This is a genomic window from Kaistia granuli DSM 23481 (genome assembly GCF_000380505.1).
Taxonomy (GTDB): domain Bacteria; phylum Pseudomonadota; class Alphaproteobacteria; order Rhizobiales; family Kaistiaceae; genus Kaistia; species Kaistia granuli.
On sequence record NZ_AQYH01000001.1, the window covers coordinates 1 to 16,102 of the forward strand.

Annotated in this window: 15 protein-coding genes and 2 tRNA genes; 15 read left to right on the forward strand and 2 right to left on the reverse strand. The window is 65.4% G+C overall.

The window, feature by feature from the left end; all coding sequences use genetic code 11:
- Positions 1 to 48: 48 nt before the first annotated feature.
- Positions 49 to 123, reverse strand: a tRNA-Thr gene (locus G342_RS0100005).
- Between the two features lie 554 nt (positions 124 to 677).
- On the opposite strand from G342_RS0100005, the gene G342_RS0100010 reads away from it, so the two are divergent.
- From G342_RS0100010 to G342_RS0100050, 9 genes are all read left to right on the forward strand, one after another.
- On the forward strand, positions 678 to 1,082 hold the full coding sequence (locus tag G342_RS0100010; protein WP_018181039.1) for a hypothetical protein: 405 nt from the start codon (positions 678 to 680) through the stop codon (positions 1,080 to 1,082).
- Between the two features lie 129 nt (positions 1,083 to 1,211).
- On the forward strand, positions 1,212 to 2,501 hold the full coding sequence (gene murA, locus G342_RS0100015; protein ID WP_018181040.1) for a UDP-N-acetylglucosamine 1-carboxyvinyltransferase: 1,290 nt from the start codon (positions 1,212 to 1,214) through the stop codon (positions 2,499 to 2,501).
- 107 nt (positions 2,502 to 2,608) lie between these two features.
- On the forward strand, positions 2,609 to 3,067 hold the full coding sequence (locus G342_RS0100020) for a DUF2948 family protein (protein ID WP_018181041.1): 459 nt from the start codon (positions 2,609 to 2,611) through the stop codon (positions 3,065 to 3,067).
- 148 nt (positions 3,068 to 3,215) lie between these two features.
- Positions 3,216 to 4,508: a histidinol dehydrogenase gene (gene hisD / locus G342_RS0100025; protein WP_018181042.1), complete on the forward strand. Its 1,293-nt coding sequence runs from the start codon at positions 3,216 to 3,218 to the stop codon at positions 4,506 to 4,508.
- 38 nt (positions 4,509 to 4,546) lie between these two features.
- Positions 4,547 to 5,038 carry a UPF0262 family protein gene (locus tag G342_RS0100030; protein WP_026303952.1) on the forward strand — a complete coding sequence of 164 codons (492 nt, stop codon included), beginning with the start codon at positions 4,547 to 4,549 and terminating at the stop codon, positions 5,036 to 5,038.
- Between the two features lie 72 nt (positions 5,039 to 5,110).
- On the forward strand, positions 5,111 to 5,521 hold the full coding sequence (locus G342_RS0100035; RefSeq protein WP_198010713.1) for an arsenate-mycothiol transferase ArsC: 411 nt from the start codon (positions 5,111 to 5,113) through the stop codon (positions 5,519 to 5,521).
- Between the two features lie 106 nt (positions 5,522 to 5,627).
- Complete coding sequence (locus G342_RS0100040; RefSeq protein ID WP_026303954.1) at positions 5,628 to 6,251, forward strand: Maf-like protein; 624 nt, start codon at positions 5,628 to 5,630, stop codon at positions 6,249 to 6,251.
- Between the two features lie 15 nt (positions 6,252 to 6,266).
- Positions 6,267 to 6,482 (forward strand): DNA gyrase inhibitor YacG, encoded by a 216-nt coding sequence (gene yacG / locus G342_RS22725; protein WP_018181046.1) that lies wholly within the window; start codon positions 6,267 to 6,269, stop codon positions 6,480 to 6,482.
- A gap of 155 nt (positions 6,483 to 6,637) precedes the next feature.
- Positions 6,638 to 6,713: transfer RNA gene (locus G342_RS0100050), tRNA-Phe, on the forward strand.
- Positions 6,714 to 7,023: 310 nt separating this feature from the next.
- Here G342_RS0100050 and G342_RS0100055 read toward each other — a convergent pair.
- On the reverse strand, positions 7,024 to 7,380 hold the full coding sequence (locus tag G342_RS0100055; protein ID WP_040877937.1) for a hypothetical protein: 357 nt from the start codon (positions 7,378 to 7,380) through the stop codon (positions 7,024 to 7,026).
- Positions 7,381 to 7,656: 276 nt separating this feature from the next.
- Here G342_RS0100055 and G342_RS0100060 point away from each other — a divergent pair, with 276 nt between their 5' ends.
- The 6 genes from G342_RS0100060 (at position 7,657) to G342_RS0100085 (ending at position 16,082) form a co-directional block, all read left to right on the forward strand.
- Positions 7,657 to 9,009 carry a ferredoxin reductase family protein gene (locus G342_RS0100060; protein WP_018181048.1) on the forward strand — a complete coding sequence of 451 codons (1,353 nt, stop codon included), beginning with the start codon at positions 7,657 to 7,659 and terminating at the stop codon, positions 9,007 to 9,009.
- Positions 9,010 to 9,193: 184 nt separating this feature from the next.
- Positions 9,194 to 9,532 (forward strand): hypothetical protein, encoded by a 339-nt coding sequence (locus G342_RS0100065; RefSeq protein ID WP_018181049.1) that lies wholly within the window; start codon positions 9,194 to 9,196, stop codon positions 9,530 to 9,532.
- A 347-nt stretch (positions 9,533 to 9,879) separates the two neighbouring features.
- Positions 9,880 to 10,995 (forward strand): alpha-hydroxy acid oxidase, encoded by a 1,116-nt coding sequence (locus G342_RS0100070; RefSeq protein WP_018181050.1) that lies wholly within the window; start codon positions 9,880 to 9,882, stop codon positions 10,993 to 10,995.
- Positions 10,996 to 11,155: 160 nt separating this feature from the next.
- Positions 11,156 to 12,205, forward strand: coding sequence for an HlyD family secretion protein (locus G342_RS0100075; protein WP_018181051.1), 1,050 nt, complete (start codon positions 11,156 to 11,158; stop codon positions 12,203 to 12,205).
- A complete protein-coding gene (gene rbbA, locus G342_RS0100080) occupies positions 12,202 to 14,943 on the forward strand; it encodes a ribosome-associated ATPase/putative transporter RbbA (RefSeq protein WP_026303956.1) in 2,742 nt (913 codons plus the stop codon). Before G342_RS0100075 ends, rbbA begins: the two co-directional genes overlap by 4 nt.
- A 2-nt stretch (positions 14,944 to 14,945) precedes the next feature.
- The gene (locus G342_RS0100085; RefSeq protein ID WP_018181053.1) at positions 14,946 to 16,082 is read left to right on the forward strand and encodes an ABC transporter permease; all 1,137 of its coding nucleotides are present in this window, start codon (positions 14,946 to 14,948) and stop codon (positions 16,080 to 16,082) included.
- Positions 16,083 to 16,102: the final 20 nt, after the last annotated feature.

Consider the following 16,102-nt stretch of genomic DNA (forward strand, 5'->3'; position numbering starts at 1 on the left):
TAGGGCGTTTCTAGCTTGGCAGTAAGTATTTGATTTTATTGAGGGAAATGGTGCTGCAAGAGAGGATTGAACTCTCGACCTCTCCCTTACCAAGGGAGTGCTCTACCACTGAGCTACTGCAGCGCTGCGGGGCAACGTCCCCGGACGGCGGTCTTACTGCCACAGCGAAGCGGCCGGATCAAGCCGCTCTCGCCTTGCTCCCCAGCCTTTCGTCCAAGAAGTGCGAAATGTGCGAATAAATACCGGAAATCGGACTTGCAGCGGGCGAGGACCGGCGCGGAACCACGGCTCTGCCAACGCAGAGTCTATCGCAACGGGCCGGGCGGCGGCAGACCGGACGCTCGGGATGAGGCAGCCGGCTGTCGAGCCGGAGGCGCATGCGAGGACAGCTCTGCCAGGATTTGATCTATAGTGGTCCGATCACGCCGTCGCCTCGATGGGCGAGGTTGTGCTACGTCCCTCGCGATCGGCCGCAGGGGCCGAAGTGCAAAGCGGAGCAGGAAGAAGCCGGCCTACAATCGCGAGACGCGGGACGAACCAGCCGGATACGATCAGGCAAAACTCAGAGCTAGCCAGACCGAAACTGTCACTCCGGGCCGAATTGCCGGAAGGCCCAAGCCTCAGACTTCAAAGCCGCAAGTTCAAAGACTCAGAAACACAAGACGATCCAGACCTTCATGACCGATCCCGACGCTGCCGACAAAACCAAGTTGAAGGCTGCCATCGCCGCGACCTCCGCCGGCGAGAGCGCGAACACCCAGGCACCGGATGCCGGGACGATCCCGGCGGGCGCGGAAGGCTTCGGCGAGGCCGTCCCGACCGCAATGCCTTCTGGCGTTTCCACCGGCGCGTCAGCACCGGCTGCGGATGAAGCGAACGCTTCGGATGCCGTGGCCGCGCCGGGAGATGTGTCCGCCGCCGGCAAGCCTTCCGCCGCCAAGGCCTCGGTGGCCCGCGCGGCGAAGGCGCAGGAGGATCGGCTCGCGGCGGCGCTCCGCGCCAATCTCGCCCGCCGGAAGGCGGCGTCGCGCGCGGCCCGTCAGGCCGGGCAGCAAACCGATGCCGACGATCCCGACGCCTGAGCGAAAATCAAGCCGGCTTTTCCTTGTATCAGCCGCATTCCTGCATTAGAGCGACTACCATCCGGGGTGGGGCACGCATTCAATGTTCGCCGCTGCTCGACACCTTCGCTTCGAAAGGCTTGGCTGCTCATGGACAGAATCCGCATCGTCGGTGGCGCGCGTCTGAACGGCACGATCCCGATCTCCGGCGCCAAGAACGCGGCCTTGCCGCTGATGATCGCGAGCCTGTTGACCGACGAGACGCTGACGCTGGCCAATCTGCCGCGGCTCGCCGACGTCGCCCAGCTGAAGCGGATCCTCGGCAATCACGGCGTGGACATGACGGTGGCCGGCAAGCGCCTCGGCGAAGCGGAGCTCTCCGGCGAGACGGTGCATCTGACCGCCCGCACCATCGTCGACACGACGGCGCCCTATGAGCTGGTCTCGGCGATGCGGGCGAGCTTCTGGGTGATCGGCCCGCTCGTCGCCCGCGAGGGCTTCGCCAAGGTTTCGCTGCCCGGCGGCTGCGCCATCGGCACCCGTCCGGTCGATCTGTTCCTCGAGGCGCTGCAGGCGCTGGGCGCCGAAATCGACATCGAGGGCGGCTATGTCATCGCCCGCGCCCCGGACGGCCTCAAGGGCGCCCATGTTACCTTCCCGAAGGTCTCGGTCGGCGCCACCCATGTGACGCTGATGGCGGCGACGCTCGCCAAGGGCGAGACGATCATCGAGAACGCGGCGCGCGAGCCGGAAGTCGTCGATCTCGCCGAGTGCCTGATCAAGATGGGCGCCAAGATCACCGGCGCCGGCACGTCGACCATCCGCATCGAGGGCGTCACCCGCCTGAACGGCGCGCGCCATTCGGTCATGCCGGACCGCATCGAGGCGGGCACCTATGCCATGGCCGTCACCATGACGGGCGGCGACGTGCTGCTCGAAGGCGCCCGCGCCGACGATCTCAAGCGGCCGATTGAAATCCTCCGCGAGGTCGGCGCCGAGATCACCGAGACGAATGAGGGCCTGCGCGTCTACCGCAACGGCGCCGATCTGAAGCCGGTCAATATCTCGACCGAGCCGTTCCCGGGCTTCCCGACCGATCTGCAGGCGCAGCTGATGGCGCTGGTGACGCGGGCAGAGGGCACCTCGGTGATTCGCGAGACGATCTTCGAGAACCGCTTCATGCACGTGCAGGAACTCGCCCGCTTCGGCGCCGAGATCCATCTCGACGGCCAGAACGCCACCGTTGTCGGTGTGCCGCGCCTGAAGGGCGCGCCCGTCATGGCAACCGATCTGCGCGCCTCCGTGTCGCTCGTCATCGCCGGCCTGGTGGCCGAGGGGGAGACGATCGTCAACCGCGTCTACCATCTCGATCGCGGCTTCGAGCGGCTCGAGGACAAGCTGTCGCGCTGCGGCGCGACGATCGAGCGGATTTCGGGCTGATTGCCGGCGCGACGGGTCAACTGGCGGCTTTCCGCAAACGACCTGTTGCGGAGTAGCCACACAGTCCCTACCTGTCGGATCAAGTAAACAGGCCGACAGGTGTCACCATGGATCAGCTTAAACTCGCCGCGTTCGACGCCGAGGACCTCGCCGTCGTTTCCGCTCACGTTCAGGACGCGGTACTGAAGGTTGGCGACATCGCCTTCATTCCGAAGGAAAAGCGTTTTGCCGGCGTCATCAACCGCTTCGTCTGGGAAAAGCAGGCGGAGGGCCCGTCGAGCAAGAAGAACTGGGAGCGACGTCGTTCGGGCTTCCATTTTGACCGCGTCCTCGCGGTCCGTTCGAGCGGCATCGACCGCAGCCGGCCCGACGCCGTTCTCGATCTTCTCGCCATCGCCTTCGAGCCCGGCGACGAACCGGCCGGCACGATCACGCTGATCTTCGCCGGCGGCGGCGCCATCGCGCTCGACGTCGAGTGCATCGAGGCGGCTGTCCGCGATCTCGGTCCCGCCTGGTCGACCCATTGCTGCCCCGAGCACAGCCTCGGCGAAGAAACCACCGCCTGACGACGCGGATGGCGGGGAGCGGGCGTGCCTGACGCGTCCGCCCCGTTCAGCTTCGGCGAGCCGGTGTTCCCGCCTGCTGCCTTTTGCGGCCTTTCCCCTCCGCCCGAACCGCGCTAGAGACGACGCTCGCATCTGAGGAGCCGACGTCTTGGCCATTCGCCTGTCCCAAACCGATCCCGATTTCGAGGCGCGCTTCCGCGCGTTGCTTGCCGCCAAGCGCGAGGTCTCGGAAGATGTCGACGCCACGGTGCGCGGCATCCTGGCCGATGTTCGGGCGCGCGGCGACGCCGCCGTGCTCGACTATACGGCGCGCTTCGACCGGCTGGAGCTTGCGGCCGGGGCGTTGCGCATCTCGGACGCCGAGTTCGAGGCGGCGGACAAGCTCGTCGACGACCGCACCCGCGCCGCCCTCGTCCTGGCGCGCGACCGCATCCAGTCGCACCACGCCCGCCAGAAGCCGGTCGACGATCGCTACACCGATGCGCTCGGCGTCGAGCTCGGTTCGCGCTGGACGGCGATCGAGGCCGTCGGCCTCTATGTGCCGGGCGGCACCGCCTCCTATCCGAGCTCGGTGCTGATGAACGCCGTGCCGGCCAAGGTCGCCGGCGTCGATCGGCTCGTCATGGTGGTGCCGACGCCCGATGGCGTGGTCAATCCGCTGGTGCTGGTCGCGGCCCGGCTCGCCGGTGTCGACGAGCTCTACCGCATCGGTGGCGCCCAGGCCGTTGCCGCGCTCGCCTATGGCACGGACACCATCAAGCCGGTCTACAAGATCGTTGGCCCGGGCAATGCCTATGTCGCGGCGGCCAAGCGCCAGGTGTTCGGCACGGTCGGCATCGATATGATCGCCGGCCCGTCGGAAGTGCTGGTGATCGCCGATGGCGACAACGATCCCGACTGGATCGCCGCCGATCTTCTGGCGCAGGCCGAGCATGACACGGCGGCGCAGTCGATCCTGATGACGGATGATCCGAAGCTCGCCGACGCGGTCGAGCAGGCGGTCGAACGCCAGCTCAAGAGCCTGCCGCGCGGCGAGACGGCGGCGGCGAGCTGGCGCGACTATGGCGCGATCATCGTTGTCGCCTCGCTCGAGGACGCCGTGCCGCTGTCCGACCGCATGGCGCCGGAACATCTCGAAATCGCCGTCGCCGATCCGGAGCCGCTGGTCGAGAAGGTGCGCAATGCCGGCGCGATCTTCGTCGGCCGGACGACGCCGGAAGTGATCGGCGATTATGTCGGCGGATCCAACCATGTGCTGCCGACGGCGCGCTCGGCCCGCTTCTCGTCCGGCCTCTCTGTGCTCGACTTCATGAAGCGGACTTCGATCCTCAGGACCGGGCCGGAGCAGCTTCGCGTGCTCGGACCGGCGGCGATCGCCTTGGCCGAGGCCGAAGGGCTGGGCGCCCATGCCCGCTCGGTGGCGATCCGGCTCAATCTGTAGCAGGATCGAGCCGCCGATCGATGAACGCGGAACCCGACATGGCCAACGCTTCCGAGCCTGAGATCGCCGGCAAGCTCGTTGCCGTCGACCTCGATGGCGCGACCCTTGGCCGTGCCTCGGCCGATGTCGATCACGAGCGCCGGATCGCCATCTACGATCTGGTCGAGGACAACCGCTTCACGCTGCCGGATCATCCCGCCAGCGGCTACCGACTGCATCTCGCCATCCTCGAGAACCGGCTCGTCTTCGACGTCCGCGACGAGGGGGACGCGCCGCTGATCCTGCACGCGCTGTCGCTGACGCCGCTTCGGAAGATCGTGCGCGACTATTTCCTGATCTGCGACAGCTATTACGCCGCGATCCGGACCGCGACGCCGAGCCAGATCGAGACGATCGACATGGGGCGGCGCGGCGTGCATGACGACGGCTCGCGCCTGCTGATGCAGCGTCTCGCCGGCAAGATCCTGGTCGATTTCGAGACGGCGCGGCGTCTGTTCACGCTGATCTGCGCGCTGCACTGGAAAGGCTGAACCTTGGCCGCAGCCGATGCTCCGGGTGTGCTCCAGCCCCGCGATGCGCGGCCACCGGCCTCCGTGCTGTTCATGTGCGGCATGAACGCCATCCGCTCGCCGATGGCGGCGGCGATCACGGCGCAATTGTTTCCCCGCCTCTATGTCGCCTCCGCCGGCGTGCGCAAGGGCGATCCCGATTCCTTCGTCACGGTCGTCATGGAGGAAAGCGGTCTCGATCTGGCGCGCCACCGACCGCATACGATCGAGGAGCTCGAGGACACGAATTTCGATCTCGTGGTGACGCTGTCGCCGCAGGCGCATCACCGCGCGCTGGAGCTCACGCGCACCATGGCGGTCATGGTCGAGTATTGGCCGACACCGGATCCGACGCTGGTCAGCGGCACGCGCGAACAGATCCTCGACGCCTATCGCGATGTCCGCGACCAGCTGCGGACGCGCATCAAGGAACGCTTCGGCTGGACGCCGCTGCCGAGCGGCTAGGGAAGGGCGGCTGCGCGCCGCGCTCCTGTTTCCTTGCTCGGGCAATTCGGCTACGGTCCGGCCGCCGCCCCGCGCGGTATCTCTCGACTCTCGACCGGACGGAAGAATGACAGGCACTCCCAAACTCCTGCTGGCATCGGGCAGCCCGCGACGGCTGCAGCTCCTCGCCCAGGCAGGGTTGGAACCGGACAGTTTGCTGCCGACCTCGGTCGACGAAAGCCCGCTCAAGAACGAATTGCCGCGCAGCCTCGCCAAGCGGCTCGCCCGCACCAAGGCGGACGCGGCGCGGGGCATGGCGGCGCGCACGCCCGATTTCGCCGACAGCTACATTCTCGCCGCCGATACGGTGGTCGCCGTCGGCCGGCGCATCCTGCCCAAGGCGGAGTTCCACGACCAGGCGGCGGAGTGCATCCGCATGCTCTCCGGCCGCTCGCACCGGGTCTACACCGCCGTCTGCCTGCTGACGCCGAAGGGCGCCGTCCGCCAGCGCCTGGTCGAGACCAAGGTGCGCTTCAAGCGGCTTGGCCGGCCGGAGATCGATACCTATCTTGGTTCAGGAGAATGGCGCGACAAGGCGGGCGGATATGCCATCCAAGGCCTCGCCGGCACGTTCGTCGTCAAGCTGGTCGGATCCTACACATCCGTCGTCGGCCTGCCGCTCTACGAGACGATTGCCATGCTCGACGGGGAAGGCTTCCCCGTTCGCAAGGGCTGGCTCGGGCCGGCCTGACAAGGACAGATACCCATGACTGACGACAACAAGCCCGCTGCCCCGAAGGTCGCGGAGATCCTGCCTTTGCGCGCCCCGCGACCCTGCGCCAATTGCGGCAAGGACACGGTTCGCGCCTTCTATCCGTTCTGCTCGAAGCGCTGCAAGGATGTCGACCTGCATCGCTGGCTGTCGGGCGCCTATGCCATCCCGGTCGTCGAGCGGGACGCCGGCAATGACGAGGATGATTGAGGCTGGCCGACCGGCCATTCCGCCGGCCCGGATAAAATCCGGAGTTTGTTCACAGGCTGTGATCTTCTGGCTCCCGCCCTCTGGACACGTTCTGAAGCGTCGCCTATAAGGCCGTGACTTCGCGACTGACCCACGTTTTCCGGGTCAATCGCTGGGCCCAGATAGCTCAGTTGGTAGAGCAGCGGATTGAAAATCCGCGTGTCCGTGGTTCGAATCCGCGTCTGGGCACCACCCTTTCTCCTAATGAAATCAAATACTTACCAAGTCGCAAAGTTTGCGACTTGATCGCCGCGTGGGCCGCCATGTGCCACGGCTAACCCCTTGATAATACACCACCCCACCACCGCCCCCGGCGAACCAATGGCACATGGATGGCACATGGAATGCGCCACGGGATGGCTTGCTTCCAACGATTCCCAACAGACCCCCGCAAATCCACGCGACATCGATGCGACATGGTTCGGGGTAGCGCGGTCTGAATTCTGGCCACGAAAAAGCCCGGCCCCGTACGAACACAGAGCCGGGCTTTGCCACCCGAGAATTATTTGCAGTCGCAGACTGCTACGCCAGCTTCGTCATATTTGTGCTTCGGCGTCTCGCCCCTATAGTCGCTCCTAGTGCTCGGGAATTTGGCGTCCTCGTAAATTATCAGCTTGCAGGAGCCAGCGACCTTGCTCGACTTAAGGTTATTGAGCCAGCTCGGATCGTTGAAAGCTCGGTATTCCTTTTCAAGACCAGACGTTCCGTTGCTATGAAAAAATACGACATCGTTCGGCTGGATGATTCCTGCGGCGCCCTGGTAGTTTGGCTGCGAATAGATCATGCACTGCGCATAAGCTGCGTTCGACACCATGGCTAACGCCGAAGCGGCTGCGACGGTAAGAGCTAGTTTCTTCATGATTCCCCTAAGGCCCGCGTATAGCGGACGGTTCTCGTGGATACCAACGAGCGTCAAGCTCGCTGATTCAACCTGAACGCGCAATGAATGACGAGGCGGTCGGGGAGCGCGGTGGGCGGTTTTCCTCAAGCCGCCATCCTGAACACGTAGTCGAAGACGGGCGGGGAGATGGTGGTGGGTAGGCTTTTGCTTTCACATCGTGGATGAGCAAGCGAGCCCATGCTACTGGCTTGAGGGCCAGCGACAGATTGTCGTGGCCTGTATGGAGCCGGACCCATGCGACACATCCAGCTAGCCCTTGTCGGCATCCTCGTTCTCATCTCCCTGCTTTGGATCTTGGCGGAGCCCGGGTTCCTCAAGGTGAGCGGGCTGTTCCCGATCCGGACCCTAGCGGTGCAATACACCGGCGTTCTCGCCATCGCTGCGATGAGCGTTGCGATGATGCTGGCCTTGCGGCCGCGCTGGCCCGAGCGCTGGATGGGCGGGCTCGACAAGATGTACCGCCTGCACAAATGGCTTGGCGTCACCGCCCTCATCGTCGCCATCCTCCACTGGCTGTGGTCCCGCGGTCCCAAATGGGCCGTTGGCTGGGGTCTGCTGGAGCGCCCCGCGCGTGGCCCCCGTCTGCCGATTGAAAACCCGATCGAGGCCTTCCTGTTGGGCCTGCGCGGCACGGCCGAGGACATCGGCGAATGGGCCTTCTACGTGGTCGTCGCGCTGATCCTGCTGGCGCTGATCCGCGTGTTTCCCTACCGATGGTTCTACAAGACCCACCGGGTGCTGGCGGTCGCCTATCTGGCGCTGGTGTTCCACACGGTGGTGCTGATCAGGTTCTCCGATTGGATCACGCCGCTCGGACTCGCGATGGCGGTGCTGCTTTCCGGCGGCACGTTCGCCGCGATCATCGTGCTGCTGCGTCGGGTGGGGCGCGCGCGGCAGGTGACGGGAAGAATTGCGGAACTCAACTATTATCCCGGGGTGAAGTCGCTCGAAACCACCATCGATCTGGCGGCCGGCTGGCCGGGGCATCGGGCTGGCCAGTTTGCCTTTGCGATGTCGGATGCCGCCGAGGGGGCGCATGCCTATACCATCGCCTCGGACTGGCAGCCGGACCGTCCGCGAATCACGTTCGTGACCAAGGCGCTGGGTGACCATACCAGCCGGCTCAGGGAACGGCTCCGGGTGGGGCAAGAGGTGCGAGTGGAGGGGCCCTATGGCTGCTTCACCTTCGACGACGACTGCACCCATCAGATCTGGGTCGGTGGTGGCATCGGCATTACCCCCTTCATCGCGCGCATGAAGCATCTGGCCCTGTGCGCCGCGGCGCCGGATTGGCCGGAAGGGCAGAAAGTCGATCTGTTCCACACCACCAGCGATGTGGATGCGGCGGCGCTTGCCAGGCTCGACGCCGATGCCAAGGCGGCCGGGGCGCGCCTGCACCTGCTGATCAGCGCGCGCGACGGTCGGCTGACCGGTGCCCGCATTCGCGAGGCAGTTCCGAATTGGCGGGAGGCCAGCATCTGGTTCTGCGGTCCCGCCGAGTTCGGCGCGGCGCTGAAACGGGACTTTGCCTCGCATGGGTTTCCCGCAGAACAGAGGTTCCACCAGGAATTCTTCGATATGCGCTGAAGGTGGCCAGAAAAGCATCGCAAGCAAGGCCATGGCTCGTAGCCTCAAGGTCATCTTCATCGACACGCTATCTCGCGCGATGCAAATCAATTCATTGCGTTCAAACGGCTGTTATTCCGTTAGGGAAAGTAGCGGAGGAATTTGTTAGCTATGGAATGAATGCTGCGCAAAACGGGAGGCGAAAATGCGCAAGGCAGTATTGGCGCTGATCGGTCTGGTCGCGGGATGCACCACGACCCAGCCAGTTATGACGGCGGGAAGCGGGCTGGAACAGGCGCGTCGAGCGTGCCAGGCCGCCTATGACAGCGGCAGGATCACCACCCGCGAAGGGCGGGCCAATTGCCTGAGCCAGGCGGAAAACAAGTACCCGGACGATTTCGCCGACAAGCGGTTGCTGGAGCAGCAGCAGGCGCTGCGCCTGAACCTCGCCAAGAAGGTCGACAGCCGCCAGCTGACGCAGGCGCAGGCCGACGCCCAATATGCCAGCGCGATGAGGCGGCTCGCCGCCAAGTCAGGCGGCTGACCCTCAGGGCGCAAGGTTCCAGCCCGTCGATCACGTTCTTGTGATCGACTTAGGTGGGGATGAAATCGCCTTCGCGGGCGGCATCGCGTGACGTAGGGCAGCCTTACTGTTTCAGTCCGCGTGGCGAGCGGCGTGACACAGCTGGGGTGTGGCTGTGACGCCTTTCCCCAATCCTGCCGCAGGCCGCCCTCATTTCTACCCGGTTGTGCCTTAACCTCTTGGATCGACGCACCTATCTTGGCTTGGGCTAGGCGCATGGATCCCGGATGGAAGGGTGGATGATGAGTTCAGAAGTCTCGCGGCGCGATTTCGTCAGGGTGGGTGCGGTCGCGGGTGCGGGAGTATTCTTGGCTCAATCGGCGGCCCATGCGGCCGCCCCCAAAGCCGCAAAAGGCACCAAGGCCGCGGCTCCGGCGGACGCCGGCTACCAGCAGCCCGTCGGCGAAGCCGCGCTGAAGATCGTCAATCTGAACGATCTCGAGGTCGCGGCGGCCGAGGTCTTGCCGAAGGGCGGCTTCGCCTATATCTCGGCCGGCGCCGACAATCAGGTCACCCTGCGCGACAACCTCGCCGCCTTCGAGCGCATCCAGCTCCGGCCGCATTATCTGGTCGGCAAACCCGCTCCCGAGACGGCCGTCACCCTGTTCGGCCAGGATCTCAGCATGCCGGTGATCACCGCGCCGATGGGCGCGCACGGGCTGGCGCACGTCACCGCCGAGATCGGCACGGCGCGCGGGACCGCCGCCGCCGGCACGCTGATGACAGTCAGCACCGCCGCCAACAAGACGCTCGAGGACGTCGCCGCCGCGTCGACCGGGCCGAAATGGTTCCAGCTCTACCTGCAGGAGGACCGCGCCTTGTCGCGCGGGCTGATCCAGCGGGCCGAGAAGGCCGGCTATTCGGCGATCGTCTTCACCATCGACGCCTTCGCCCCGGGGGCGTCGGACGAGACGGCCCGTCTCGGCTTCGCCTTTCCGCCGAGCCTGCCACTCGTCAACAGCGGCACGGCGACGTTCAAATCGAGCCTGAGCTGGGAGGATGTCGATTTCATCAAGGAAACGACGGATCTTCCGTTGATACTCAAGGGCGTCCTCTCGCCCGACATCGCCGAGAAGGCGATCAAGCGCGGAGTCAACGGCATTCAGGTCTCGAACCATGGCGGCCGCCAGCTCGACGGCGTGCAGGCGGCGATCGACGCGCTGCCGGCGGTGGCGGGCGCCGTCAAGGGCCGGGTGCCGATCATCATGGATGGCGGCGTCCGTCGTGGCACGGATGTGTTCAAGGCGATCGCGCTCGGCGCCAATGCGGTCGCGCTCGGACGGCCCGTTCTCTACGGTCTGGCGCTCGGCGGCGCGAAAGGCGTGGAGAGCGTGTTCGGGCAGATCCAGGCCGAGCTCCGACGCACGATGATGATCGCCGGCACCGCCAATGTCGCGGAAATCAGCCGGAAATACGTGCTCTAGTCGTCCCTGTCGCCGCGATCCTCATGGGTTGTGGCGGTACAACGGGACAATCCGACGCGGGCCGGAGCCTCGGTCCGCTGGCGGATCATGCCTTTCCCAAATCGGCACGGTGCTTGATACTGACGGTTGAGTCTGCGTCCGTCATGCGAGGTATTGAGCGATGCGTCACCCTTGGCCAAGAGCGGCGCTGATCGCGTGTCTGGCGATCCTCGGTACCGATGCGCTCTCCACCCATATCGGCCCCGGCCCGATATTCGTCTCGGAAGCGACCGCCCAGAACAAGCTGAAGAGCCTGATCGACCGGCTGCGCGGCAATCCGCTGCCGCCTGGCATCGCCCAGTCGAATGGCCGCATCGAAGGCCAGGAGATCGACGTCTCCAGCAAATATCCGGGCCGCCTGGCCTCGGTCGAGGTGCAGGAGGGCGATACGGTCGAGGCCGGCCAGGTGCTCGCCCGCATCGACGATCGCGAATACCGCGCGCAGCTGCTTGGCGCCCAGGCGCAGGTGCTGCGCGCCGAGAGCGCGCTGAGCGAGGTCGACGCCCAGATTTCCCAGCGTGACAGTGACGTGGCGCTGGCGCAGGCGAGCTTCGACCGCATCGACGCGCTGTTCAAGAAGGGCCATGCGACCGCGCAGATGCGCGACGAGGCTCAGAACAAGCTGCGGGTCGCCACCGCCGCCTACCAGGCCGCGGTCGCGGCGCGGGCGCAGGCCGAGTCGGCGATCAAGGTGGCGGAAGCCGATGTGTCGCGGCTCAATGCCATCCTCGAGGACATGGTTCTGGTGGCGCCGCGGCGAGGCCGCGTGCAGTACGAGCTGGCGCGGGCCGGCGAAGTCGTCGGCGCCGGGACGCGGGTGCTGACCCTGCTCGATCTCTCCGACATCTCGATGTCGATCTACCTGCCGGCCAAGGACGTCGCCGGCATCGCGATCGGCGACGAGGCGCGCATCATCCTCGATCCGATCCCCGACTACGTCATTCCCGCCACCGTCACCTTCGTCTCCGGCGAGGCGCAGTTCACGCCGAAGACGGTCGAGACCAAGGATGAGCGCGAGAAGCTGATGTTCCGCGTCAAGATCCAGATCCCGCGCGATCTGGTCCAGCGCTTCGAGAAGCAGGTCAAGGTGGGCGTGCGGGGCGCCGGCTTCGTGCGCACCTCGCTCGACGCCGAATGGCCGGAGAACCTCAAGGTCAACGTTCCGCAATGATGGAAGCCGTCGCCCGGCTCGAGGGTGTCACCCATCGCTACGGCAAGCGGCTCGCCGTCGACGCGCTGAACCTCGCCATTCCGGCCGGTTGCATGGCCGGCCTGATCGGCCCGGACGGCGTCGGCAAGTCGACAGTGCTGGCGCTGCTCGCCGGTGTGCGCAAGCTGCAGGCCGGCTCGGTGCAGGTGCTCGGCGGCAACATGGCGGAGAAGCGCTTCCGCGACGAGGCCTCGCCGCGCATCGCCTACATGCCGCAGGGATTGGGTCGCAATCTCTATCCGACGCTCACGGTCTTCGAGAATCTCGACTTCTTCGCCCGGCTGTTCGGCCAGGGCGCTTCCGAGCGACAGGCGCGCATCCACGACCTGCTAACGGCGACCGGGCTGGACCCGTTCCCGGATCGGCCCGCCGGCAAGCTTTCCGGCGGTATGAAGCAGAAGCTCAGCCTCTGTTGCGCGCTGATCCACGACCCCGATTTCCTGATCCTCGACGAGCCGACGACCGGCGTCGACCCGCTGTCACGGCAGCAGTTCTGGGATCTGATTGACACGATCCGGGGGCGACGGCCGCAGATGAGCGTGATCGTCGCCACCGCCTATATGGAGGAGGCCGAGCGCTTCGACTGGCTGGCGGCGATGGATGACGGCAAGCTCATCGCCGTGGGCTCGCCGGACGAGGTGCGGGGCCGGGCCGGCAAAGCTTCGCTGGAGGAAGCCTTCATCGCGCTGCTGCCCGAGGAGAAACGTCGCGGCTATCAGAGCGTCGTGGTACCGCCGCGCGTCGTCGCGCCGGACGAAATTCCGGCGATCGAGGCGGAGGGACTGACCTGTCGTTTCGGCAATTTCACCGCCGTCGACAATGTTTCGTTCTGCATCTCCAAGGGTGAGATCTTCGGCTTCCTCGGCTCGAATGGCTGCGGCAAGTCGACGACGATGAAAATGCTGACGGGCCTGATCACCCCAACCGAGGGCTGGACCAAGCTGTTCGGCCAGTCGCTCGTCGGCAACGAGATGGAGATCAAGCAGAACGTCGGTTACATGTCGCAGTCATTCTCGCTCTATACCGAGTTGACGGTCCGGCAGAACCTCGACCTGCACGCCCATCTCTTCCACATCCCCGCCGGCGAGATCGACGCGCGCATCCAGGAGATGCTGACCAGCTACGATCTCACCGAGGTCGCGGACGCGTTGCCCGACAGCCTGCCGCTCGGCATGCGGCAGCGCCTGCAGCTTGCGGTCGCCGTCATCCACCGTCCGTCGATCCTCATCCTCGACGAGCCGACCTCGGGCGTCGATCCGGTGGCGCGGGATTCGTTCTGGCGCACCCTGATCGGGCTGGCGCGCGACGACGGGGTGACGATCTTCATCTCGACCCATTTCATGAACGAGGCGGCGCGCTGCGACCGCATCTCGCTGATGCATGCCGGCAAGGTGTTTGCCGTCGGCACGCCGGAGGAACTGGCCGAGCGGCGCGGCAAGCCGACGCTCGAGGACGCCTTCGTCTCCTATCTGAAGGAGGCGTCCGGCATTCCGGAGGACGCACCGGCCTCGACAGCGGCGGAAAAGGCGGCGGTGGAGACAGCGCTGTCGCCGGCGCATGCCGCGCCGATGCGGCAGCGCCATTTCGATCCCGGCCGTCTCTGGGCCTATGCCCGGCGCGAGACGATGGAGTTGCTGCGCGACCGGATCCGGCTCTGGTTCGCGCTGTTCGGCCCCGTCATCCTGATGATCACCTTCGGCTACGGCATCTCGTTCGACGTCGAGAACCTGACCTTCGCCGCCTTCGACCAGGATAAGACGCAGCAGAGTCGTCAGTTGCTGGAGAAATTCTCCGCCTCGCGCTATTTCAGCGAGCGGCCGGATATAGGGTCGAGCGCCGAGTTGCAGAACCGGCTGAAGAGCGGCGAGGTCAATATCGCCATCGAGATCCCCTCCGGCTATGGCCGCGACCTGAAGGCGGGTCGGCAGCCCGAAGTCTCGGTGACGGTCGATGGCAGCATGCCGTTCCGGGCCGAGACGGCGAAGGGCTATGTCACCGGGCTGGCGACGGGCTATGCGAGCGAGTTGATGCGGCAGAGCGGCCAGTCGGTGCCGGCGATCTCGATAGAGACCCGCTTCCGCTACAATCAGGCCTTCAAGAGCGTCAACGCCATGGTGCCGAGCGTCATCATGCTGATGCTGGTGTTGATCCCGGCGATCATGTCGGCGATCGGCATCGTGCGCGAGAAGGAAACCGGCTCGATCGCCAATTTCCACTCGACGCCCATCAGCAAGGCCGAGTTTCTGCTCGGCAAGCAATTGCCCTATATCGGCGTTTCGCTGGTGAGCGCGGCGGTCCTGTTCCTTTTGGCGGTGTTCCTGTTCCAATTGTCGCTCAAGGGCTCGTTCAGCCTGTTCGCCCTGGGTACGCTGCTCTACCTCATCGCCACGACCGGCTTCGGCCAGCTCGTCTCCACCTTCACGCGCTCCCAGGTCGCGGCGGTTGTTGCCACGGCGATCATCTCGATCGTGCCGGCGGTCAATTTCTCCGGCCTGATCATCCCTGTCTCGTCGCTGACGGGAATGGGGCGCGCCTTCGGCCTTGCCTTCCCGCCGGCCTGGTACCAGCCGATCAGCGTCGGAGCCTTCACCAAGGGGCTCGGCTGGGGGGATCTGTGGCCCAACATGCTGGCGCTGGGAGGCTTCTGCATCCTGTTCTTCGTCCTCTCCTTGCTCCTGTTGCGCAAACAGGACGCCTGATCATGCGCAATCGGCTCCGTTGGCTTGCCAATCTCTTCCAGCTCTTCATCAAGGAACTCCGCAGCATCAAGGCGGATCCGATCATGCTGGTCCTGGTGCTCTACGCGTTCACGCTTGCGGTCTATTCGGTGTCGACCAGTGCCTCGACGGAGCTGAAGAACCTGGCCGTAGCGGTCGTCGACGAGGACGATTCGCAATTGTCGCGCAAGATCATCAGCGCGCTGCAGCCGCCGATCTTCCAGGAGGCGGTGAAGATTTCGGCGCGCGAGGCCGATATGGCGCTGAACGAGGGGCGCTACGTGTTCGTTCTCGATATCCCGCCCAATTTCGAGCGCGACGTGCTGGCCGACAGGCCGGCCGAACTGCAGGTCGAGATCGACGCGACGGCCATCGTCTTTGCCGGCAACGGCTCCGTCGCGCTGCAGAACGTCATCGCCAACGAGATCTCCGAATTCCGCTATGGCGGCGGCCTCGCGTCGACGGCGCCGGTCAATCTCGTGATGCGTAGCGCCTTCAACCCGAACCTCAATTCGGTCTGGTTCGGCGCCTTGATGCAGGTGATGAACAACATCACCATGCTGACGCTCATTCTCTCCGGCGCGGCGCTGATCCGCGAGCGCGAGCGCGGCACGGTCGAGCATCTGCTCGTCATGCCGGTCGGCGCCGGCCAGATCGTGCTCGCCAAGATCCTGGCCAATGGCCTCGTCATCGTCGTGGCGGCGATCCTGTCGCTGGTCGTCGTCGTGCATCTGCTGCTCAGCGTGCCGATCCAGGGCTCGGTGTTGCTGTTCCTGCTCGGCACGACGATCTACACGCTGTCGATCGCCTCGATGGGCATCCTGGTCGCTACCTTTTCGACCTCGATGGCGCAGTTCGGCCTGCTGGCGATCCCGGTACTGATTGTGCTGAACCTGCTATCCGGCGGCATGACGCCGATGGAAAGCATGCCGGTCTGGCTGCGCTACGCCATGCAGACGCTGACGACGACGCCGCATTTCGTGTCGTTCACGCAGGCCGTGCTGTTCCGCGGCGGCGGCTTCTCGCTGGTCTGGCAGTATCTGCTGATCTTCGTCGGCTTCGGCGGCGTCTATTTCGCGCTGTCGCTGATGCGCTTCCGCAGCGCCGTGCTGAAGGGGTAGCGCCGGCCGCGACGACCGGC